Here is a 22594-nt window from a genome sequence, read left to right on the forward strand (position 1 = left end):
GATGGCGCGCGCATTGATGATCCAGGGAGCCGGCTCGGACGTGGGTAAATCGCTCATCGTCGCGGGTCTCGCGCGTGCCGCCAAGCGACGCGGCTATCGCGTGCTCCCATTCAAGCCGCAGAACATGTCGAACAATGCAGCCGTGACTGTCGATGGCGGCGAGATCGGCCGCGCGCAGGCGTTGCAGGCGTTGGCTGCCGGCGTCGAGCCGCATACCGATATGAACCCGGTCCTCTTGAAGCCGGAAACTGATGTCGGCGCCCAGATCATCGTGCATGGCAAGCGCATCGCCACGGCCCGCGCGCGCGAATACGCATCCCTGAAACCTTCGCTGATGGGCGCGGTGCTCGAGAGCTTTGCGCGGCTGAAAGATCGCGCCGATTTCGTGCTCGTCGAAGGCGCCGGCAGCCCGGCCGAAGTGAACTTGCGCAAATCAGACATCGCCAATATGGGCTTTGCCCGGAGAGCCGACGTTCCCGTGGTGCTGATTGGCGATATCGACCGCGGCGGCGTCATCGCGCAGCTCGTCGGCATCAAGACCGTGATCAATGCGGACGATGCCGCGATGGTCCAGGGTTTTCTGATCAACAAATTCCGCGGCGATCCCACACTGTTTGACGACGGCTATCGGCTGATCGAAGCCCGGACATCCTGGCGCGGCTTTGGGGTGCTGCCCTACTTCACCCGGGCCGGCGAACTGCCGGCCGAAGATGCGCTGGGGCTCGGTGAGGCGCGAAAACCTGGTCAATGCAAGATCGCGTTTCTCGCGCTGTCACGGATCGCCAATTTCGATGATCTCGATCCGCTCAAGCTCGAGTCCGGCGTCGACCTCGTGATGGTCCGCCCGGGAGAGGCCATTCCCGGCGACGTCAGGCTCGTGATCATTCCCGGCTCGAAATCGACGCGCGGCGATCTCGCCTTCCTGCGCGCGCAGGGCTGGGACATCGATCTGCTCGCGCATCACCGCCGTGGCGGTCATGTGCTCGGCGTCTGCGGCGGCTACCAGATGCTCGGGCGGAGCGTGGCCGATCCCGAAGGGATCGAGGGCCCGGCTGGCGAAACGCCAGGTCTCGGCCTTCTGAACGTGACGACGGTGATGACGGAGCAGAAGACGCTCACCCGCGTGACCGCGCAGCACGCGGAAACGAGGCACCCGATCGACGCCTACGAGATTCATATCGGTCAGACGGACGGGCCGGACCGTGCGCGTCCATTCGCTCTGCTTCATGGCGCGCCGGAAGGCGCGGTCTCAATCGACGGACGTGTCTGCGGCAGCTATCTGCACGGCCTATTTACGTCCGACAGTTTCCGCAGCTCGTTTCTCAGGCAATTGGACATTCCGGTTGCCAACCAGCGGTATCATGGGCGGGTGGAGAGCGCGCTCGATGCGCTGGCCGATCACATCGAGGCCCATCTCGATGTCGAAGGGCTGCTCGCGCTCGCACGTTGAGCGCCAAACGTCAGCTCGAGAGAGCCTCGGCCAGCCGCGTCCATTCCGATTCATCGCCTGGCAACCCCAGCCGCAACCAGCCCGGCCTTTGCTCGAAGATCCGTGACCAGATGCGCGCACCGGCCAGCCGCGCCTGCGCGGCACGCCCGTCGCCGGTCTCGTAGAGACGGAACAGCGGCGTGCCGCCGATAAGGCGCCACCCCTGCGATTTCACGGCGGCATCGAGCCGCAGGCAATCGGCTTCCAGACGGGCCGCGGTCGCACTGGCCCAAGCGCGATCGCGCAAGGCGCGCCATCCGACCGCAATCGCGGCACCGGATACCGGCCACGGGCCCGCCATCGCCGATAGCGCGGCGATGTCTTCTTCCGCGCCGAGCACAAAGCCAAGGCGCAACCCCGCGAGGCCATAGAACTTTCCGAACGAGCGCAGAATCAGGAGACCGGGTCGTCCCGCCTCCGCCGCCAGCGATAGCTCTGGCCTGGCGTCGGCAAAGCTTTCGTCGATGACGAGACGACCGACGCGCGGCAAGAGCGCGAGCAACTCAGCCTTGTCATAGCGTCGCCTGTCGGGATTGACGGCCACAGCAAGATCGGCGCGCGCCAACGCGTCAAGACTGGCGACTTCTGCAACATGCCAGCCGGCGGCCGACAAGACAGCGGCGTATTCATTGTACGTCGGCGCGAGTACGCGCGCCCGGCCGCACGGCGCAAGTCGCGGCAGGAGCTGGATCGCGGCCTGCGCGCCGCCCATCGCCAGAATCGGCGCCTTGGTCGCATAGGCCTGCCGTGCGGCTTCATGTAGCGATTCAAGATCTGATCGCGATGGCAGGGCGTTCCAGAAATGCGGCTCGATCTCGCCGATCGGATAGGGCTGACGATTGATGCCGGTCGACAGATCAATCCAGTCCTGCATGCGTCCACCGAAGCGCTGGACGGCCTGATCGAGATTGCCACCATGCTCGCGCATCGCCGCCCTCGTCATGCCAACGCCAGTGCGACGAGCAACCCGCCGAGGAGCAGCATCGCGCGGATGTAGAGCATCAAGCCTTGCCGGACGTCGGCAGCGAGCGGATCGCGCGCGCCGTCGTTCAGCCAGGGCTCATTGGTCGCGCCGCCATGATAGCTGCGCGGCCCGCTCAGACGGACGCCGAGCGCGCCCGCCATCGCGGCTTCCGGCCAGCCGGCATTGACCGAACGATGGCGGTTCGCGTCCCGTACCATGCATGACAGCGCATCCGTGACGCGCAAGGAGACCAGCGCGAATAGGAAGCCGGTGAGACGCGCCGGAATGAAGTTGGCGATATCGTCGATTCGCGCGGCCGCCCAGCCAAAATACAGATGACGCTCGGAACGATGGCCGATCATGGAGTCGAGCGTGTTGACGGCCTTGTAGCCGACGATGCCGGGCAGGCCGAACAGTGCGCCCCAGAACACCGGCGCCACGATGCCGTCAGATGTATTTTCGGCAAGACTCTCGATGGCTGCCCGCGCGATCCCCGCGTCATCAAGCGTTGCGGGATCGCGCCCCACGATCTGCGCGACCGCCAGTCGTGCAGCATCGATGTCGCCCGATTGCAGCGGCCGCGCCACCGCGGTGACATGGTCATAAAGCGAGCGCAGCGCGATCATCGGCCATGCGAGAATGCCGATGAGTACAACGCCGCTCCAGCCCGGCCCCAACATAACCTGCACGATCCAGGCACCTCCGGCGCAAAGCCCGATCACCAACAGTGCAGCGGCGACGCCTGCAATGCGGCGGATCGACGGGGCGTCGACGGACCGGTTCCAGCTGCGATCAAGCAGGCTGATCAATTTACCGATCCAGGTCACGGGATGGCCGATGCGCGCGAACAGTGCGCCGGGCCACCCCAACACGGCGTCCACCGTCATCGCTACCGCTATTGCCCCGGCAAAGTCCACGCATTGTCTCCTGTTACCCGCCTGATGCGCAAGAATTCCAGCGAAGCGCAAGCCCCCCGAGAGGAGAATTCGGCTTTGTCTTTGCCGGCGATTGATGGTTAGTGCGGGTCTGAACGGAGAATTCAATGGCGATCGTGTTGATCACGGGAGGCGCCCGTTCCGGCAAAAGCCGGCGCGCCGAGGCGCGTGCGCAAGCCTATCCTGGCCGCCCCATCTACATTGCGACCGCCGAAGCGCTCGATACGGAGATGGAAGAGCGGATCGCCCGCCACCGCGCGCGCCGAGGCAATGACTGGATCGAGCGAGAGGCCCCGCTCGATCTGGTGCAGGCACTGACTGAAACGGACCATAGCGGTGCCCGGCTCGTCGATTGCCTGACGCTGTGGCTATCCAACCTCCTCCATGCCGAGCGCAACTGGTCGGACGAAGCCGCCCTGCTCACCGCTGCGCTCGGCCGACAACGCAGCCCCGTGATCCTTGTGACCAACGAGGTCGGCCTCGGGATTGTGCCGGATAACGCGCTTGCGCGTGCCTTTCGCGATGCCGCTGGCCTGTTGAACCAAAATGTGGCCGCGGTAGCCGACGAGGTCGAGTTCGTGGTGGCGGGATTGCCGATGAAGGTCAAGTGATGCCTGGGGTCGAGCAGCTCCGAACCATCATCACCGACTTGAGGATCGGTGTTTCGTTCGCCACGATTCTTCCTTTCGGCCCGTCCACGGCCGTGGACGATGGCGAAGTCACGCGCGCAACCTGGTCGCTTCCGGTCACGGGCTTGCTGGTGGGGCTCGTTGGATCTGCTGTCTACGGCGTCGCCTACGCGGTTGGCCTGACATCGGGGCCGGCCGCGATGCTGGCGCTTGCAAGTACGGTCATCGTAACCGGCGCGCTGCACGAGGACGGACTTGCCGACGCTGTGGACGGATTGGGCGGCGGCCGGACGCGCGAGCGCAAGCTCGAGATCATGCGCGACAGCCGGATCGGCACGTATGGGGCCTGCGCGCTCTTCATCTCGCTGATCCTGCGCTGGAGCGCGCTGGCAGCGATCGCCGCGCCGCGATCGGTCATGATCGCACTCCTGCTTGCACATGCCGCTGCGCGCGCGGGCGTGCCTACCTTCATGGCGTTTGTGCCGCCGGCACGGCCGGACGGACTTTCGGCTCGCGCCGGACAGCCGACGCCTCAAGGCGCCGCCATTGCGCTTGGCTTGGGCGCCCTGATCCTCGCCCTCGGCTTCGGGACGGGCAAGGCGATCCTGGCCGTGGCCCTGCTCGCCTTGATCGGGCTGATGACGGCTCGCCTGGCGATCAAGCAGATCGGCGGGCAGACCGGCGATATATTGGGCGCATTCGAACAGCTTGGCGAAACCGCCATCCTGCTGATAGCGACCTCCCTCTTTCACTCCAGCCTGCCACTCTGATGGTCGCTTTCGACGATCAATTCCGCCGCCAGTTGCGCGAGCTCTTCATCTGGCGGCGCGACGTGCGGCGCTTCAGGACCGATCCGCTGCCCGAAGGCGCGCTGGAGCGGTTGATAGACATCGCTTGCCTGTCCCCGTCGGTCGGGCTGAGCCAGCCCTGGCGGTTCGTCATCGTCGAGGACGGGGCAAGACGCCGAGCCGTGATCGACGACTTCAAGACCTGCAATGCCGATGCCCTGGCGTCCTATTCGGGCGAACGCGCAGCGCGATATGCAGCGCTCAAGCTCTCGGGTCTCGAGGAGGCACCGGGTCACCTGGCCGTCTTCGCGGACAAGGCCAGCGATATCGGCCACGGCCTTGGACGCGCCACGATGCCGGAAACGATCGAATATTCCGTCGTTGCGGCGATCTGCGCGATGTGGCTTGCCGCGCGCGCGGAAGGCATTGGGCTCGGCTGGGTGTCGATACTGACGCCAACCCGCATCTACGAGAGCCTCGACGTTCCCCAATCCTGGAAATTCATCGGTTACTTCTGCGTTGGGTATCCCCAGGCAGAGTTCGATCGCCCCGCACTTGAGAGAGCTAACTGGGAATATCGGCGGGCGTCGAAGGAATTTACGATTCGACGCTAGCCGTTGCGCCGAAGCGATCGGTCAAGACGAGAGCTTTCAGGGATTGATGGAGGGACGTAGTACCCGGGAAGCGACTCGGACCATCATTCGGATTCTTTGCGTACGCTCAACCAGCAGATCACTCCCCTAAAGGCGTTTTCCATTCCGAAGAGCGGATTCAGCTTTTTGGATCGCGCCAGTGCTCCGCTCTAGTCAAGCCTATCCGCCCGCGTGGCCAAAAGTTACGCCGACGTCCTCGTCACACCTTCGAACAACTGCTCAGATTTGCCATCAATCGATTTTTCTTGATCTCCCGGTGCACACGTCATGCACACTCCGTCTTCTAACCAATTGAAAAACTTGAACTCTCGCTCCAATCCATCATTGGGCCGCAACGCGCGGATAATCCGAGAATTCCTCGGGAGCGACGATGGAAATGGCATTGATTACAAAAATATGATCGCGTCGCTCTAACTGCGCCAAGCCATACGAAATGAATCCCACTTTGCTGACCTGGGGTTATGAGGTCGCAACTTTCTACTGCTTGCAATTGATCGACGAGCAAAAAGGCGTTTGAGTTGATTCATAAAAATCGACAATCGCAAAGCCGCACCGATTTTCAGCCGGGAATCGCTGGGCAATGCGATAGGGGCCCCTGAGCAAACACGGCGCCTCGCGCAAACGCATTCGCGGAACGTTACGCACAGGCCGCTTGCTCGCTTGAATCATTTGTGAGATGACCCTTGCGCAAACCAGCGCTAACATCCGAGAATGTAGGACCCGATACACCGCTGAGGCTGTCCGTGGCAGCTGCAATCGCCTTTCCGGATCAGAGCATTTCGGAAAGCAGCCTGAGACGAGAAGCCAAGCGGGGGCGGCTTACAGTCGAGATTATTGCAGGCAAAGCGTTTACGACTCTCAATGAAATTGAAAGGATGCGTGGCCGATGCCGCGTAGAAGTAAGGGTGCCCGACTCCACCTCAGACCAGCCCGCTACAGGGCCGGAAAACTCACCCATCAAGCCACTTGGGTCATCCGGGACGGCACGGGATATTTCGCCACTGGATGCGCTGAACGCGAAGTTGCAGGAGCTGAGCAAGTCCTCAAGGACTATATTGCAAAAAAATACGCGCCGACGCGCAAGGAAAAAGACCTAGAGAAAATTCCCGTCGCCGATGTGCTTTCGATTTTCATTGACGACCGCCCCGACCTTTACGTCGAGAACTCCGACGCTCAGAAGTATCTCAATCGGATCGGGCGCCTCAAAGAGTTTTGGGGAAAGCTCATGTTGTCGGAGGTGACCCGGACCAAGTGCCGTGAGTACCAACAACACCGCGGCAATAAGGGCGGTGCACGCCGAGATCTTGAGGATCTCAGGGCTGCCATCGCCAACCATGCGGCGGAAGGGCTGCACCGTGGCATCGTGAAGGTCACGCTTCCCAAGAAGGGCCCTGCCCGCGATCGATGGCTGACTCGCGATGAAGCCGCCCACCTAATCTGGACGTGTTGGCGCGCCCGCGAGATACAGACTATGCATCGCGGCCCCAATAAAGGGCAGCAGATCGAAACGAGCAAGCGGCCCCTCCGCCATCTCGCCCGGTTCATCCTTATCGGGGTCTATAGCGGGACGCGCGCGGGCGCCATTGCGTCAGCATCGCCGACCGCGGCCATCGGGCGGTCCTTTGTTGACCTTGAACGTGGCGTCTACTACCGACGCGCCCAGGGAAAGCGGGAGACTAACAAACGGCAGCCGCCGATGCCGATCCCACCGCGCCTCCTGGCACACCTGCGACGTTGGAAGGAGCGCAAGATTATTGCGCGGCACTTTGTCGAGTTCAACGGCGAAGGTGTATCTTCCGTGAAGACCGCGTTCAAACATGCGGTGGCGCTGGCCAAGCTCGGGCCTGGCGTTTCGCCGCATACACTACGGCACACCGCCGCAACGTGGCTGATGCAGAACGGTACCGACCCATGGCAAGCCGCCGGCTACCTCGGCATGAGCGTCGAAACGTTATTGCGTGTGTACGGGCATCACCACCCAGACCACCTGAAGGATGCCGTTGCCAAGATGACGGCCAAGCCTACCGCCTCAGCTTCGCCTCAGAAACGAACTGAAAAGAAGAAAACGAACGTCGTCAAAATTCAATGAAAATGGGCACTTCTAGTGGCAATACAGCGAGTTTCCACCGCTCATAACGGTCTGGTTGCAGGTTCGAGTCCTGCCGGGCCCACCACGCTTCGCCCTTCGGGCTACGCGTGGCGCAGCCGCGCGGGGCCTGAGGGGCGAAGCGTGGTGTCCGGCGTAGCTTGAGCGAAGCGAAAGCGAAGACGGACTGGAAGCTACCGGCGAAGGCTGCCACGCCGTAGCCCATCGGGCGAAGGCGGGCCGCGCTGCCCGCTCCCAACTAAAATATCGAAAACAACCCCATGCAAAGTAGCAGAGGGTCGCTGGCGTGGACGCTTTGCCCGCGAATACATTTTGACACGTCGGGCAAATCAGCGGCACGATTCCATCGTCGCTCGTTGCTCTGCCTTAGCGATCATCAAACGACCGCTCCACGTTCGACGCGACCATGGTTTGTCATTCTCGATCGTAGATTCGGCTGCGCTATCGCACGACTCGGCTGAATAGCGCCCTGCGCTTCCTTCATCGTACGGCCCGTCAACGGTCGACCATGTTTCGCGATAGACCGCCTTGCGCCAGAAGCGGGCGTTCCACGACCACGCTTTCCGCGAACAACCGGCCCTTGCCCTTGACTGATAAGCTTCACGCTCAAGGAACCTTCGGTTGCCGTCTCCACATCTGTGAAGCGGTATGATGGAACGTTCACCTTTGTGCAGGGTTGCCGGTCCATTGCAAAGGAAGATGGACCAGGATTGTGGCTTTTCACGTCAGTCTTGTTGGTCGAACCGACCTCAGTGGCGAAATCTATCGTCAGATCCGGCAGGCAATTCTGGACGGCCGCCTCCGGCCCGGGGAGCGGCTATCGCCCACGCGGGAACTGGCTGCCGCGCTGGCGGTTTCGCGATCGACGGTGACAGTCGCGTATGAAAGCCTTCTCGCGGAAGGATTCGCGACATCCCATACGGGCGCCGGGACGTTCGTCAGCCATCAGTTCGAGGCAAAACGTCCGGCGTCGAAAACAAGGCGATCGACTGCCCGCGCGGTTCGGGTGCGTGGCGTTTGGGAGACGATTCGGCTTCCGACGGGCTTTGACCGCACGGCGCGTTTCGACTTCAGAACCGGGCTTCCGGACGCTTCGCTATTTCCGCACCGAGGCTGGCGGCGGGTCGTCGCCCGTGCGCTGCGCTCGCGCGAGATGGCGGCAGGCGTCTACGAGAATCCAGCCGGCAATTGGGACCTGCGCGCGGCGATCGCTCGCCACATCGGTATCTCACGAAGCGTTTCCGGATCGCCCGACGACGTCATCGTGACGAATGGCACCCACCAGGCGCTCGACATCATCGCTCGCGTGCTTCTCGAGCCCGGCGATGTCGTTGCGATGGAGGATCCGGGCTATCGGCCTCCAAAGGAGTTGCTCAAGGCGCTGGGCGCGCGCGTGATCGGGGTGCCGGTCGATAGCGAAGGTCTCGTCGTGGAGGCGCTGCCGGCCAAGGCCAGGGCGGTCTACGTAACGCCGTCGCATCAGTTTCCCCTCGGCGTGGCCATGAGCCTGTCGCGTCGACGTGCGCTGCTTGCCTGGGCCGAGCGCAACAACGCGGTTGTCGTGGAGGACGACTACGACAGCGAGTTTCGCTTCGGCGGACGTCCGCTCGAGCCGCTTCAAACCATCGATACCGCCGGCCGCGTTGTGTATGTCGGCACGTTCTCAAAGACATTGCTGCCGACTCTCCGGCTGGCCTTCATGGTCGTGCCGCCGTCACTGCGAGAGGCGGCGCACAAGGCCAAGTTCGTCACCGATTGGCATACAGCGACAATAACGCAGAGCGCGCTGGCGCAGTTTATCGACGAGGGTACGTTTGCGCGCCATATTCGCAGGGTGAGCCGCATCTATAGCGAACGGCATGAGACGCTGACCGCGGAGATCAAGAGGAACTTCAGCGATTACCTCGACCTTGTTCCATCGAGCACCGGCCTGCACATCACCGCTTGCGCGCGAGGCGCGTCGGTTGATCATATCGATGCGATTGTATCACGGGCCTTTGATCTCGACGTTGCGGTTGATACGATGTCGCGCTGTCAGGTGGACAGAAAGCCTCCGGCCGGCATCATCCTGGGATATGGCGCGATCGAGACGGCGCGGATTGCCGAAGGGCTGAGGCGGCTGCGCAGATGCTTCGATGAACGTACGTCTCGACGCCCGAAAGCGGCATGAGCGATGTCGCTTGAGGCGACGGCACGCGGCGAAAGTACCATTGCACGTTACATTCTGAGCGCATCCCCGATCGACAAAGCGCGCCGCCTTAATCCGATCAACAGTCGCGAGGCGCCGCCTGAATTGGACTGATTGATTATCCGCAGATTGGACCTTCCACCATACCGCTTCGCTTTCTAACCTTGGGCCGCTGATGCGCGCAGCGTTAGCCCAGCTGCGCCGATTTTGACCAGACGGCGAGCTACGCGGAGCGCGATGCGACCGTGCGGGTATGGGCCTGCCACGACGACGGCCGCTCGCGTTGAGACCGCAAGCACCTTGACTACTGTCATCGCACGACCGCGTGAGAAGTGAACAAGCTCACACGCCAGCGACTGCCGATAGTTTTATCCGTGCAACTTCTGCGTATCAGGAGAAACTTATCATGTCCGCTATTGTCAATTCACTCACGAGTCTGAGGGAAGCCGCGGCATTCAGTCGGAAGGAAGCCGCGGCATCCAGCCATCGTGGACCTGGATGGGGATTTCGTTTCCTGCACTGGTGTGCCCAGTGTTCGGAGCGGTCGCGGCAGCGACAAGCCTTGGCTGAACTCGATGACCACTTTCTCAAGGACATCGGCAAGACGCGGCCAGAAGCCATGGCCGAAGCAGCCAAGCCGTTCTGGAAATGACGTCCGTGAAAATGAATGGCACTTCTATCGGTCCTATAGTCTCCTTACCGTTGCCTCGGCGGAAAGGGACTACGTGGATTTGTGCTGAAGACCACCGCGCGGCTTAAGAGCTGCGAATTAGCCGTCAACACCTGAGGAGAGCACTATGCCCAACCATCAGCGCGCTGCTGCGCACAGGACAACGCTTGCCCGCCAGCCCGGTTCGATCTCGGGCGAGACAAGGCTGCGCGCGGCCGATCAACCGATCGTCACCACGCAGGAGCTTCCTTCCGCCGTCCCGCTAATGGCGCTTTCGACCGGCTTCTGGGCTTTCAAGACCCTGGCTGCAGCACACGAGGAGGGCCTGTTCAGTCATCTTGCAGGCGGCGCCGGCACCACGGTTGCGGAGCTGGCGGAAGCGCTCGGTCTGCATCCACGCCCGGCCGAGATGCTGTTGACCGGCTGCGCTGCACTCGGGCTTCTGGAGAAAACGGACGGCCGTTATCGCAATACGCCCTTAAGCGAAGCTTTTCTCGTGCGCGGGAAGCCGTATTACTTCGGTGGCTTCGTGCAGATGGCCGACAAGCGGCTCTACGCGGGCTGGGGCAAACTTACCGAAGCGCTGCGCACGAACCGGCCAACCACGTGGGACCCGGCAGCGCAATCGTCGATGTTCGACGGCGAGGATCCGACGATGCTGGCACTCTTCTGGGAGGCGATGCATTCGGTCTCCACGATGACCGCGCGCAAGCTCGGCGAAGCCGTGGATCTCAATCATTTCCGCCGCCTTCTGGACATCGGCGGCGGATCGGGCGCGTACGACATCGAGCTTTGCAAACTGTATGGGGAGCTGCGCGCGACCGTATTTGATCTGCCGCATGTGGCCGCGATCGCCGCGGGAAAAATTACCGAGGCCGGCTTGACCGACCGCATCGAGACCGCCGGCGGCAACTTCTTCGAACAGCTTCCCGAGGATCACGACGTGCATCTCCTGTCGATGATCCTGCACGATTGGGACGAGGCGAAGAACCGCGCGCTGCTGCGCCGGTCTTTCGAGGCTTTGCCGAGCGGCGGCGCAGTCGTCATCAGCGAGCTTCTCGTCAATGACGAAAAGACCGGGCCGGCGCCGGCCGCGCTGATGAGCCTCAACATGCTGATCGAGACGGAAGGACGAAACTACACGCCGACCGAATATTCGGCGTGGCTCGAGGAAGCCGGCTTCCGGCACATCGAGACGGTCTGGTTCGACGCACCCGCCGCGAACGGCGCCGTGATCGGCCGCAAACCGTAAGGCGCAAAGCTGAGTGCAGAGGGGGAACCAAGCAATCGAAGCCAGGGAGGTAAATCATGTTGCGGATTTCAGTTCGTCTTGCATTCGTGACCGCGTCAGTTATCGCGTTTCAAGCGTTCGCGGCCATGGCTGACGATTCACAGATCACGCGCGGCAAATATCTCGTCACGCTCGGCGGCTGCAACGACTGCCACACGCCGGGATACTTCTTCGGGAATCCCGACATGTCACGCTTTCTCGGCGGCTCGGATGTAGGCTTCGAGATTCCGGGTCAAGGTGTCTTTGTGGGCCCGAATATCACACCCGACAAAAAGACCGGCATCGGTAATTGGACCCGAGAGCAGATCGTGAAGGCGATACAGGTCGGTGAACGGCCGGACGGCCGCATCCTGGCGCCGATTATGCCTTGGCACGCTTATGCGACACTCACAGCGGATGACGCCATGGCGATCGCGGCTTTTCTCCAAAGTTTGAACCCGGTCAGCAACCAGATTCCCGGTCCATTCAAACCCGGGGAAAAGGTTTCGACCTTCATGTTCCGGATTGTGCCACCGGGCGAAACCGCAGCGACTGCGGCCAAGTAGTCTGGGTCTGATCCAAACAATACTCCGCATTTGTTTAGCGATCGTGGCGGGTTCGCGCGCCAATGTCTGAGAATGACGCCGCGCCCGGATTGACGCGCCGACTGCGCGGCCCAACCGCGAGGACCTGATGGCATTCTGGTGGTCTGGCAAGACGGAAGCCGACGTTTTTCCAGACACGCTCCCGTGGTTGTACGGGGATGGCATCGCGGACGCGCTGCCATGGGCGGCGCGCCATTTGGACTAGGCCCGTCCCCCTCGCGCTTTCCGACTATGTCGGGCTTGGCGCGAAAAAACAAATAAATGGCGTAGAACCGCAAGAATTCTCCACCGGCCCATTCTATCACACACTGCTGGGATTGTGCAGTCTGCTGGCTGCTGCGCACCATTTCCCTGCGAGCCGCACAATTTTTCCAGCGAGCAAATGCTTTTTTCGTCAGGCGGCGGACGGCCCAGCGGCCATTCTGTCGTGCGATATCCGAACCAGTAGTTCAGCGGCGAACTACGGTGTCGAGATCCCGGAAATCTCGGTCAGCGAATACGACGGCTCGCCGTTCATCGACGGCTATCACCCAGTGCCCAACGCCGGATCGCCGTCATCCACCTCGTCGGCCCCCCTCGGATGTCGCTTGGAATAGGGTGGGTTTTGCGCCTGATCTTTGGACCAACGGAGTAAACGAAAATCATGAAACGATCTATCGCCGCGATCATTGCGGCATCCGTCCTCGCATCTACCGCACCGGCCTCTGCCACAAATGATCTGCGTTACCTGCACCGCAGTGGATACTGGAAGACGTTCGTCACCACGACCCATAACGGCACGCCACTGTGCGGCATGCAGTCCGACTTCGGCCAGAACGGAATCATCGAGGGAACGCTGATGGTGAAGTTCATCAAGGGCGACCAGCATGTCCTCGTGCATGTGTTCAAGACGAGCTGGCGCATTCCGAAGGACATCACAATCCCGGTCTACATGACCTTCGACAACAGCCAGCCGTTCACGGCAACGGCGACCGGGATGGTCACACAGAGCGGGCTTAGCTATGTCGAGTTCGGCATCGCGAGCGACTTCCTGCTCAACTTCTTCCGGCTGTTTGCGGGCGCGAATCGCATGACGCTCGGTTTCAGCGAAGGCAGCGAACAGCCATGGACGACCGGCATGATTGGCAGTCGCGAGGCCGTTGGCAGTTTTACCAACTGCATCACCACGGTTTCCCCGCCTGCCACGTCATCGACGCAGCCCCATGGCGGCGGCGCCACGCAGCCCTATGGCCGCGCGCCATCGACGCAACCGTTCGGGGCCAAGCCTGCGCCGACCCAACCGGCGAGCCGTCCCGTCAAGCGTGACGATGGCAGCATCTGATGAATCATCCAGCGACCGTTGCCGACGCGATGTCGGTTGAACTGGGCTACCGCGAAAAGCAGATCGCGCGGCTCCTGCTGCGCGGCAAGACCAACAAGGAGATCGCGGCGGCGCTCAATCTCGCCGAGAAAACCGTCAAGAACTACATGAGCGTGCTGCTCGACAAGCTCAATGTGCGCAACCGTCTTGAAGCCCTGCTCGCCGTGCAGCGCCTGCCGCAGTTGCACGCCGACGACGGCAGCATCTGATGTCGGTGCTGTTCTGGTACGGCGTCATCACCCTGCTGATGCAGATCTACTGTGACCCGAAATACACCCAACCCAAACAACGAAAGCAAAGCCAGTGAAGTTTAATGACGCACATTTCAATTGATCATTGCCATCATCGGCGCAGGCCTGTGGCTACGCCACTCGCTGGGGCCGTCGTATGGCTGGATTGTCCTTGTGTTCATCGCCGCGATCTGACTGCTCTATCGCGCCAAGCGCGACTGGCGGCAGTGAAGCTGGTTACGCGATAGCGGCAAGCGCGTCAGTCTATGGAACGTCAGCACTCCCAGCAGGATCTTGATCATCGGGCTCATCCTGTGATCGTCGATTGGCGTTGGAAACATTCTCGCGGATTCTTGGTGGTAATCGCGCGATAAAAAGCCAAATCGCTTCAACAGGGCCTTTTGCCTACCACCTTCCGACTATGCAACTGCGATCTGCCGGTCCCACCGGTAAATCGATCCGCTCGCCGCAGGGGCTTCGCATCCAGCACGATGCGCGGATCGGCCGAACAAATTCCGTCGTCCTCTTTGATGATTTCACAGCGCTCGGCTTTCAGCGGCGCAGCCATTGCAACGGCCATGGTGTCGTTGCCGCCTCGGCCGAGCGTCGTAATTTCCCTGGTCGCCGGGTTCACGCCCTGAAATCCTGCCAGCACCACAACGCGCCCACGATCAAGTTCCTCACGCGCGCGAATCGCTCGAATTTTCGCCGGTGTTTCAAGACAGACACCGCCATATTCTTGCACGATGATGGGATGGTTGCGCATCTAACCTCGTTGAAAAGCCTCGCTCGCGCCGCCCATCGAACCGGCACCGCCGATCCATGTGCCGACGACTTCAAAGTTCGGATTGAAGGCGACAAGGTCCGCGCGATATCCGGGCGCGATCCGTCCAAGCTCGGACTCAAGGCCCAGAAATGCCGCGGGCGTCCGAGAGGCCATGATGAGGGCATCGACAAGGGAGATTCCGAGCAGCGCGACCGCATTGCGCACCGCCTCGATCATGGTGAGGTGAGCGCCCGCGAGCGTGCCATCGGGGCCGGTCAGGCGATTTTCGTGCAACGTGATCTGCCTTCCCTGCAGCATGAATTGCCGCTCGTTCGTGCCCGTCAATGGCATGGCATCGGTGACCAGCATCAATCGATCGCGCCCCTTGCAGCGAAAGGCAACACGCAAACCGGCGCGGTCAACGTGGATGCCGTCGCAGATGATCCCTGCAAACAGCCGGTCATCCCCCAGCGCGGCGCCCACCAAGCCCGGCTCACGGGCGTTCAACTGCGACATGGCATTGAACAGATGGGTCACCCCCAAGACACCGCGATCGACCGCCTGCCCGATTTCGGCTGCGGTGGCGTCGCTGTGGCCGGCCGCGATACACAATCCGGCCCCGATCAATTCATCGATCATGGACGCGGGCACGCATTCCGGGGCCAAGGTCACAATGGAGCGGCCGCAGCTCCCAAAACTTTTGATCGCGGCGAGATCGCGCCTATCGGGCACGCGTATCTCGGCTTCCGGATGAATGCCCTTGCGAGACCTGTTGAGGGCCGGTCCTTCCAGATGAAAGCCGAGAACGCCGGGAATCTTCAGACAAGCCTGGGCGACTGTAGCCAATCGCTCGATGACCTCGCTGCGATCGGTGATGAGGGTCGGCAAGCAGCCCGTGGTCCCCTCCTTGCGGTGCGCCTCAACGATGCGTCGAACGCCAGCCTCCGTTGGCTGGTCGTTGAGAAGAACGCCCCCGCCTCCGTTCACCTGGATGTCGATAAATCCGGGTGCAAGGATCGCGTCTGCGGGAGCGTGGATTGAGGCGCGCGCCTCCGGCTCGCCGAAGGTGATGCTTTCAATCCGCCCCTGCGAGATCCTGACCGACCCCGGCCCGCGCATGTCGGCACCGTCAAAGATGTGCTGCGCAGCAATCGTGAGAGAGCAAGAACCAGCGTGGCCCATCTGTATTGATCCGAGAATGGCAGTCACGGACTCGTGAGACGAGTCCTCAACAAGACTTCTTATGTACACGAAGAAGCTTTGGAGGACCCGGAGCGAAACCTTCGCGTTAACTTTCCATGGGAACAAAAGGTACCACGTATCTCGGCATTGATGGCGGCGGAACCCGCTGCCGCGCCCGGATCGAGGACGAAAACGGCAGGGTACTCGGTGCGGCGAGCTCAGGGCCCGCCACGACGCGGATTGGCTTCGAGAAGACCTGGCGGTCCATCATGGAGGCCACTGAAGCGGCAGCCGCACAGGCCGGACTGACGCGCGAGGATTTCGCGCGGATGCACGCCGGAATTGGCCTGGCCGGTCTTGGCCGCCGGGGCGCGGAAGCGGCGCTCAACAAGGTCACGCATCCCTTTGCGTCCGTCATCTTCATCAGCGACGGCCTGGCGGCCTGTCTCGGCGCCCATAGCGGCGCGGACGGGGCCATCGTGGTAGCCGGCACAGGCTCGGTGGGTGTCGGCCTGATCGACGGCCGCGAAATCCGTCTCGCTGGTTACGGCTTCCCCGTGTCGGACGAAGGCAGCGGTGCCGACATCGGCCTGCAGGTTGTTCGACTGGCACTGCGGGCCGCGGATCGGCGCGGCGAGCTGACTCCATTGCTTTCAGAGGTGCTGGGCGCATTCGATCATGATCCTTATCAGGCGGTGGCCTGGTCTGAAGAAGCCAGGGCCACAGACTACGCTGCGTTCGCGCCGATTGTGATGCGGCACGCCAATCAGGGCGATCCGGTCGGCCGTCGCATTGTCGAACGCGCGGCCGATGCCATTGGTGATCTGCTTGATTTGTTCCTGACGAGAGGAATTAACCGGCTCTCACTGGTAGGCGGGCTCGCGGATGCCATTACGCCCTGGCTGACGCCTGACCTGCGCGCCCGCTTGAAGTGCCCTGACGCCGACGCGGCCGCCGGGGCGTTACTGGTGGCGCGAGGGCGGCTTGACCTGCCCAAGAAAGAAACTGACCATGAACAGGCTTCAAAGTTCCGCGTTTGATGGCGCATGGATCAACTATATGGCCACCGAAGAAGTCGATCCCCGCTTTGCCGATCTTGATGCATGGTCGCTGACGTCAGCGATGGAAGCCATGTGGGAGGGCCAGCTCGCGGCAGTCGCGGCGATCGGCCATGCCCTTCCCGAGATCACTGCGGCGACTGAAGCAGCCAAAGCGGGGCTGGGTGATCACGGACGCATTGTGTATGTCGGCGCCGGCACCTCGGCCCGCGTGGCGGTCCAGGACGGCGCCGAGTTGACGCCGACCTTCGCCTGGCCCAGCGAGCGCGTCCGCTTCATCGTCGCCGGCGGAGACAGCGCGTTCGTCGCCAGCATCGAGGGTGCGGAGGATGATGTCGACGATGCGGTCACGCAGATCAATGCCGCGCGGCTCACACAACACGACGTGGTGATCGCCGTTGCCGCCAGCGGGACAACGCCATTCACGGTCGCGGCGCTGCAGCAGGCAGGCTCTTTCGGTGCTGTGACGATCGGTGTTGCAAACAATCCCGGCACCGTGCTGCTGGCGTCGGCAAAGTTTCCGATATTGATCGAGACCGGCCGCGAGCTCATCGCCGGCTCCACGCGGATGAAGGCGGGCACCGCGCAGAAGATTGTGCTTAACCTGATCTCCTCGGGGATCATGCTGCGCCTTGGCCGGGTGTACCGCGGCATGATGGTGAACATGCAGCCGACCAATGCCAAGCTGAAGCGGCGCGCCGAGGCCATGGTAGCGCAAATCGCGCGCTGTGATCCTTCGCACGCGGCACGCTCGCTTGAGCAGGCCGAGGGAGACATCAAGACGGCAGGTCTTCTGGCGTTGGGTTTCGACAGGGTTGATGCCGAGACCATTCTAAAAAACTGTGACGGCAATCTTCGGCGCGTGTTTGCCGAGCTCGCCAAGGATCGTGACCGGCATCCCAAGGGAGCCGCGGCAGGCAGGCAAGGCGGAGCGGTTGAGCCGTGACGACATCCGCGATGGCGAGCGAAATCGGGGAGAGCGCGGATGTTGTCGCCAAAATTGTTCGTAACCGCCCCGCCACGCGCGATATCGCACAGCGACTTGGGATTGGCTCCGCCCCGCTGTGCGTCGTGTGCGGCCGGGGAAGCTCTGGGCATGCCGGGGTTTTCTTAAGATACCTTGTCGAGACGCGGCTTCGCCTTCCCGTTTCAGCCAGTGCTCCTTCGGTGATCACGGCATTTCGCACGCCCTTGATGCTGCGCCATGCGCTGTTCATCGTGATCTCGCAATCCGGACGCAGCCCGGATCTTATCGCGGCGACCAGGTCGGCGCGCGCTGCGGGCGCCCGCACTATCGCCATCGTCAATGTGACGTCGTCGCCGGTGGCCGACGAAGCGGAGTTCGTCGTTCCGATCGAAGCCGGCAGAGAGTACTCCGTAGCGGCGACCAAGACCGTTATCGGCTCGATGGCCGCTGGCGCCGGACTTGTTGCCGAACTGGCGGAAGATCGTGCGCTGCGGTCAGCCCTCGACAGGCTACCCGAGCGGCTGCATCGCGCGCTGGCGCTCGACTGGTCCGAGATTGCCGGTGATCTCGCCAAGGCGTCAGCTGTGTTTGTGGCGGCGCGGGGCTTGGGCCTAGGCTCGGCGCGGGAGATCGCGCTCAAACTTTCGGAAATCCTGCGCCTACCTTCCATTGGTCTGAGCGCCGCCGAACTGCAGCATGGGCCGCGCGCCGCGTTGTCATCGCGCACGCCGGTCGTCATGATGCGCCTCATGGATGAAACGGCGGCCACGGTGGACGCGCTGGCAGAAGAATTGCGCGAGCAAAAGATCGCGCTGCATCTATGCGGCGGACCGCATGGCTCGCTGCCCTGGCTGGCCGAGGATGACCCCGCCACCGACCCGATCACCATGCTCGTTCCGGCCTATCGGATGATCGAACAGGCGGCGCGCGCCTGCGGATTTGACCCGGATCGCCCCCCTCGCCTGAGCAAGATTACCGAGACGTTTTGACAGCTGACTGTTCGCTGGCCGGCGGCCGAAAGCTGGCAAAGGTCGCAGCGGCTCTTGCCGAGAATTCGACGTCACCCCGTCAACTGGCGGCCGCAGCCGAAAACCTGTCACGGATCAGGTCCATTCTGGCGGCGGACGCCTAGCCTCGACGGCCCCTCGCGTTTTGGCATGCAAGGCACTATTTTATGGTCAGAAGCAGCGGGGTGGCGGCCGTGCATAAATTGCCGGCGACGTCCCGATCAGCAGGAGATTCCGACATGGGAAAGAAGCCAACGCACTCCGAGCCGCAGGACGAGGCCGAGAAGGAGGCCCTGCTCAAGTCGCTCCGGAAGCATGGACAGGTGGTCGAAAGCGAGGATCCGGACGTCCCGCTCGGGCCCGGGCAGACGCACGTGCTCGTCAAGAAACGCGGCGAGTCGGGCGGCAGGCTGATCGAAAAGCGGAAGTCCTTCATCAAGCGCTAATCCGGCGCTCGATCGGAGCAGCGCCGCTTCAAGATCCGGCCGGCTCGCGCGGCGGCAACGGCTCACCCATCAAGCCGACCATGCCCGGTGGATCGCTGTCGGGCGCTCCGCGCGCGATCCAGTCGCGCACATACGCCACGCGTTCGTGAGCGATCCGCGGTCTCTCCTTCGGCATGCTGCCTGCTTCGGCCTGGCCGAGCGCAATCCGGTTCAGCAGGTTCGACCCATCCGGATCGCCCGGCACCACGCGCCCGCTGTCGATCATCTCCGCGTGGATGGAGTTGCGCCAGAACGGGCCGTGCGGCGAGCGGAACGTAAATCCCCGCACGGACTCGTCGAGAATCCGGGTGACCTTGGCGAAGTCCGTCGCATGGGTGCCGGGCGGCAGCGCCTCGCCGCGGGCAAGCGCGGTCGCGATGCGCGCTGCCGCGCGATCTGCGTCCGCCACGGCGGCAAGAAAGTCGGCGCCGGTCTCCCCATCCACCAGCATCTCCCGGGAAATGAACTCGGCTGCCATCGCGAACACGTCGGCATGCATGGTCCAGCGGTCGGCATCGATATGCGGCATCCGCATCGAATAGGGCAGCTCGAACGGCGGTCCGGCGCGTGAGGCCGGCGCGGCCCCTGCGGGGAGCTCGACGAGCTTCTCGGCGATGACCTTGAGGCGGCGCATCTCGCCAAAAGTCCACAGCTGCAGCATCCCCTTCGGGGTGCGATCGCCCATTTGCGCACCCGACGTCTCGTAGCTCGCAACGTCGCTCAGCAGCGAATGATGCAGGCAATCGAGCAGCAGCCGATAGCGCAGATTGAAGAGGTACGCCCAGCGCAACGCGCGCGCATGCGTGATATGCCCTCCCGGAGCGGGCAGCGGCATCGTGGCCGGATTCGTCACGACGGGGAGCGCGAGCGGCCGGCCGAGCGCCGTCTCGGCCTGCTCCAGCTTCTCATAAAGGCTCAGGAAACGCTCGAAGTGCGACTCGTCGCCATCGGCCACCGGCGCGTCGAATGCCTCGCCCTGATCGCCGATCGCCGCGATCGCAGCCGCCGCGTCCCTGCGCAGATCGATCGCGCTGACCGCCGAGAGCTGCTCCACCAGCACGATCTTGCCGGCCGTACCGGGCGGCGCCTCATAACCCCAGTCGCGCCACGTCGCCTGCAAGCCGCTCCGGCCCGGCCGGAAGTCCGTGTCATCGAGCCCAGACTTGAACAGCTCATGCAGGCGCGCGAACAGCGCGCCGACGTGAAACAGCGGGTTCCCGCCGTTGCTGCGCTCGGCTCTCGGAGCGATGTCGTCGACAAGCTTCTGCTTGATGGCGGCGTCCTGCGCCGGGTCGGGCCGCAGGACCAGTTCGGAGACCGGCCGGTTCGGACTCTCGGCGATGACGTACTTGGCAAGCGAATCCAGCGTCGCCGGTTCCAGGCGATAACCGAACGGCTGGACGGCGAACTCGAACGGAGAAAACTGCCGGCTGAAGTGCAGCGCGCCGCCGACCGCGTGCAGCAGGTTCTGCACGGAGATGAAGTGGCCCATTTCCTCGCGGGCGATCTGCAGGAGCGTGTTCCTGATCTCGGTCGCAAGCCGCCTGACGTCATTCTCAGCCGGGAGGGAAGCCGGGTCGATCGAATAGGCCGCGAACAGGTACTGGACCATCAGCGCGTGCTCGATCTCGGCGGCCGCCGACAGCCAGAATATCGTCTCGTCGCGCGGCCGCATTCGCGGCCCGAGCAGGAGCGGCGCGGCACCGCCAGGGCCCGGCGCCACCACGCCCGCGCCGACCGCCGCATGCGCGCCGGCCGAAACTGCCGAAGCGGGACCAAAGGGGACGCGGCGGAACACCGCCAGGTTCACGTTCCGAACCGTCATGTGGCGTTTCTCCATTTGGCCAGTTACCCCGGCTGGGCGGACACCGGCTTTTCGATCTGCCCTAGCGATCCGTCCGATAGGCGATATGACTCGTGGACTTGCCGTCGATGCTGACGCGCAGAATGTAGGCGCCGGCGGACTGCAGCTCGCCCTCGACATCGCGGAAGTCCCATGTCAGGCGTCTAGCGCCCGGCTGCGGCGCGATCTCGTCGGCGAGCACGTGCAGATGACGGCCGAACCGGTCCCAGACGTTGACCTTCAGCCGTCGCGCGCCGTTCGGGACATCGACGTCGATCGACACTGCGCGGCCGTCCAGCATGCGCCTTTCCGCGGCGGCCGCCGCCACGGCGCCTGCGACCATTCCTGCCGGGGCGGGCTCGTCGGTGAACTTGTAAACGGTGTCGCCACTCGCATAGCCGACCGTGACCGGATTGCCGATGAAGCGGAAGCGGTTGAGACGAAATCCAATCTTATTGGCGTCGTCCCAGGTTGCGCCACCGTCGGCCGTGGCGCTCGTGAACCCGCCGACGAAGTCGATGTCGCCCCAGCCACCAACCCAGCCGCGATCGCGGTCGACGAAGCCAACGCCTTCCAGGTTGCTGTTGCGCTGACGATCGTTGATGCGAATGCGCTGCCAGTTGAGCCCGCCATCGTCGCTGCGCAGAATTGCCCCATCGAGCAGGTTCTCGAGCGAGACGAACATTGTCTGAGCGTCGAGGGCCTGGATTTTCCAACCCCACTCTCCACGCGGCAGCAGCCGCCTGATCGGTTCAAGGCGATCGGTCCAGGTGACGCCGCCGTCGACGGTGTGCAGCACAACGGGCTCGACATCATCCCGCTTGCGCCGGGCCATCGGTTGGCCGACGTCGTCGCGGCCGCCGACCACCCATCCCTCCATGGCATTCTTGAAATAGATGTCGACCAGGATCGCCGCGTGCGCGGACATGTTGATCGCGGTCCAAGTCGCGCCACCATCCGTGGTCTTGACGATCGCCGCCGGGCGGTCGGGAAAGTTCGTTCCCGACCCGTAGACGGTGTTCGCATCGACCACGCTGAGGCCGCAGATCGCCGGCGGCGAGCCCGGCGGCAGATTGTTGACGAGCCGCCAGCTTGCGCCTCCGTCGGTGGTGTGCAGCAGCCGATGCGTCAAGGTCAGCGTGCCGACCCATCCGACGTTCGCATTGGCGAACCCGACGGAGCGCAGGTACACGTCCTCGAACTCGGCCTGCGTGACCCAGCTGCTGCCACCATCGCTCGTCTTGATGATGCTGCCGGCGCTGTTGACCGCCCACCCGGTCGAAGCATCGATAAAGAAGACATCGTCCGTTCTGTATCCCGGCTCCGTCGAGCCCGGGGCCTTGGTCCGGCGCCAGGAAAATCCTTCGAACGTTGTCATACTACGCTCCTCGTGATGGT

22 protein-coding genes are annotated in these 22594 nt (G+C 63.0%); 16 read left to right on the top strand and 6 right to left on the bottom strand.

Translation table 11 applies throughout. From position 1 onward, the window contains the following. Position 1: 1 nt before the first annotated feature. Positions 2-1450 (top strand): cobyric acid synthase, encoded by a 1449-nt coding sequence (locus tag IVB22_RS28125; RefSeq protein WP_247520421.1) that lies wholly within the window; start codon positions 2-4, stop codon positions 1448-1450. A gap of 10 nt (positions 1451-1460) precedes the next feature. Here the strand turns inward: IVB22_RS28125 and cobD are convergent, their stop codons facing one another. Further along, positions 1461-2417, bottom strand: a complete 957-nt coding sequence (gene cobD / locus IVB22_RS28130) for a threonine-phosphate decarboxylase CobD (RefSeq protein WP_247520422.1) — start codon at positions 2415-2417, stop codon at positions 1461-1463. Between the two features lie 11 nt (positions 2418-2428). Beyond that, positions 2429-3370 carry an adenosylcobinamide-phosphate synthase CbiB gene (cbiB, locus tag IVB22_RS28135; protein ID WP_247520423.1) on the bottom strand — a complete coding sequence of 314 codons (942 nt, stop codon included), beginning with the start codon at positions 3368-3370 and terminating at the stop codon, positions 2429-2431. Between the two features lie 125 nt (positions 3371-3495). Between cbiB and cobU the strand changes: the two genes are divergently transcribed. The 11 genes from cobU to IVB22_RS28190 all read left to right on the top strand — a co-directional run bounded on the left by cobU (position 3496) and on the right by IVB22_RS28190 (position 13867). Beyond that, the gene (gene cobU, locus IVB22_RS28140; protein ID WP_247512659.1) at positions 3496-3999 is read left to right on the top strand and encodes a bifunctional adenosylcobinamide kinase/adenosylcobinamide-phosphate guanylyltransferase; all 504 of its coding nucleotides are present in this window, start codon (positions 3496-3498) and stop codon (positions 3997-3999) included. Next, the gene (gene cobS, locus IVB22_RS28145) at positions 3996-4787 is read left to right on the top strand and encodes an adenosylcobinamide-GDP ribazoletransferase (protein WP_247520424.1); all 792 of its coding nucleotides are present in this window, start codon (positions 3996-3998) and stop codon (positions 4785-4787) included. Before cobU ends, cobS begins: the two co-directional genes overlap by 4 nt. Continuing rightward, positions 4787-5419: a 5,6-dimethylbenzimidazole synthase gene (gene bluB, locus IVB22_RS28150; RefSeq protein ID WP_247520425.1), complete on the top strand. Its 633-nt coding sequence runs from the start codon at positions 4787-4789 to the stop codon at positions 5417-5419. The genes cobS and bluB overlap by 1 nt, the downstream gene beginning before the upstream one ends. A gap of 925 nt (positions 5420-6344) precedes the next feature. Then, positions 6345-7547 carry a site-specific integrase gene (locus tag IVB22_RS28155; protein WP_247520426.1) on the top strand — a complete coding sequence of 401 codons (1203 nt, stop codon included), beginning with the start codon at positions 6345-6347 and terminating at the stop codon, positions 7545-7547. Between the two features lie 730 nt (positions 7548-8277). Beyond that, a complete protein-coding gene (locus IVB22_RS28160; RefSeq protein WP_247520427.1) occupies positions 8278-9735 on the top strand; it encodes a PLP-dependent aminotransferase family protein in 1458 nt (485 codons plus the stop codon). Between the two features lie 424 nt (positions 9736-10159). Then, positions 10160-10405: a DUF1127 domain-containing protein gene (locus IVB22_RS28165; RefSeq protein WP_247520428.1), complete on the top strand. Its 246-nt coding sequence runs from the start codon at positions 10160-10162 to the stop codon at positions 10403-10405. A gap of 145 nt (positions 10406-10550) precedes the next feature. Continuing rightward, the gene (locus IVB22_RS28170) at positions 10551-11675 is read left to right on the top strand and encodes an acetylserotonin O-methyltransferase (protein ID WP_247520429.1); all 1125 of its coding nucleotides are present in this window, start codon (positions 10551-10553) and stop codon (positions 11673-11675) included. A gap of 56 nt (positions 11676-11731) precedes the next feature. Next, on the top strand, positions 11732-12259 hold the full coding sequence (locus IVB22_RS28175; protein ID WP_374207702.1) for a cytochrome c: 528 nt from the start codon (positions 11732-11734) through the stop codon (positions 12257-12259). A 197-nt stretch (positions 12260-12456) separates the two neighbouring features. Then, complete coding sequence (locus tag IVB22_RS28180) at positions 12457-12894, top strand: hypothetical protein (protein WP_247520430.1); 438 nt, start codon at positions 12457-12459, stop codon at positions 12892-12894. A 47-nt stretch (positions 12895-12941) separates the two neighbouring features. Continuing rightward, positions 12942-13619 carry a hypothetical protein gene (locus IVB22_RS28185; RefSeq protein WP_247520431.1) on the top strand — a complete coding sequence of 226 codons (678 nt, stop codon included), beginning with the start codon at positions 12942-12944 and terminating at the stop codon, positions 13617-13619. Further along, a complete protein-coding gene (locus IVB22_RS28190) occupies positions 13619-13867 on the top strand; it encodes a response regulator transcription factor (protein WP_276576923.1) in 249 nt (82 codons plus the stop codon). The genes IVB22_RS28185 and IVB22_RS28190 overlap by 1 nt, the downstream gene beginning before the upstream one ends. Before the next feature lie 409 nt (positions 13868-14276). Here the strand turns inward: IVB22_RS28190 and IVB22_RS28195 are convergent, their stop codons facing one another. After that, positions 14277-14654: a hypothetical protein gene (locus IVB22_RS28195; RefSeq protein WP_374207703.1), complete on the bottom strand. Its 378-nt coding sequence runs from the start codon at positions 14652-14654 to the stop codon at positions 14277-14279. Then, complete coding sequence (gene nagA, locus IVB22_RS28200) at positions 14655-15836, bottom strand: N-acetylglucosamine-6-phosphate deacetylase (protein WP_374207716.1); 1182 nt, start codon at positions 15834-15836, stop codon at positions 14655-14657. Between the two features lie 116 nt (positions 15837-15952). Here nagA and IVB22_RS28205 point away from each other — a divergent pair, with 116 nt between their 5' ends. From IVB22_RS28205 to IVB22_RS28220, 4 genes are all read left to right on the top strand, one after another. Further along, the gene (locus IVB22_RS28205; protein WP_247520433.1) at positions 15953-16876 is read left to right on the top strand and encodes a BadF/BadG/BcrA/BcrD ATPase family protein; all 924 of its coding nucleotides are present in this window, start codon (positions 15953-15955) and stop codon (positions 16874-16876) included. Between the two features lie 19 nt (positions 16877-16895). Further along, positions 16896-17840, top strand: a complete 945-nt coding sequence (locus IVB22_RS28210; RefSeq protein WP_247520434.1) for an N-acetylmuramic acid 6-phosphate etherase — start codon at positions 16896-16898, stop codon at positions 17838-17840. An 11-nt stretch (positions 17841-17851) separates the two neighbouring features. After that, positions 17852-18850, top strand: coding sequence for an SIS domain-containing protein (locus IVB22_RS28215; RefSeq protein WP_247520574.1), 999 nt, complete (start codon positions 17852-17854; stop codon positions 18848-18850). A 257-nt stretch (positions 18851-19107) separates the two neighbouring features. Beyond that, positions 19108-19314 carry a hypothetical protein gene (locus IVB22_RS28220; protein ID WP_247520435.1) on the top strand — a complete coding sequence of 69 codons (207 nt, stop codon included), beginning with the start codon at positions 19108-19110 and terminating at the stop codon, positions 19312-19314. 28 nt (positions 19315-19342) lie between these two features. On the opposite strand, the gene IVB22_RS28225 is transcribed toward IVB22_RS28220, so the two are convergent. Next, entirely contained in the window at positions 19343-21178 is a 1836-nt protein-coding gene (locus IVB22_RS28225; protein ID WP_247520436.1) for a ferritin-like protein, read from the bottom strand. A gap of 61 nt (positions 21179-21239) precedes the next feature. Continuing rightward, the gene (locus IVB22_RS28230) at positions 21240-22574 is read right to left on the bottom strand and encodes a YCF48-related protein (RefSeq protein WP_247520437.1); all 1335 of its coding nucleotides are present in this window, start codon (positions 22572-22574) and stop codon (positions 21240-21242) included. Positions 22575-22594: the final 20 nt, after the last annotated feature.

This window comes from Bradyrhizobium sp. 190 (genome assembly GCF_023073415.1).
Taxonomy (GTDB): Bacteria; Pseudomonadota; Alphaproteobacteria; order Rhizobiales; family Xanthobacteraceae; genus Bradyrhizobium.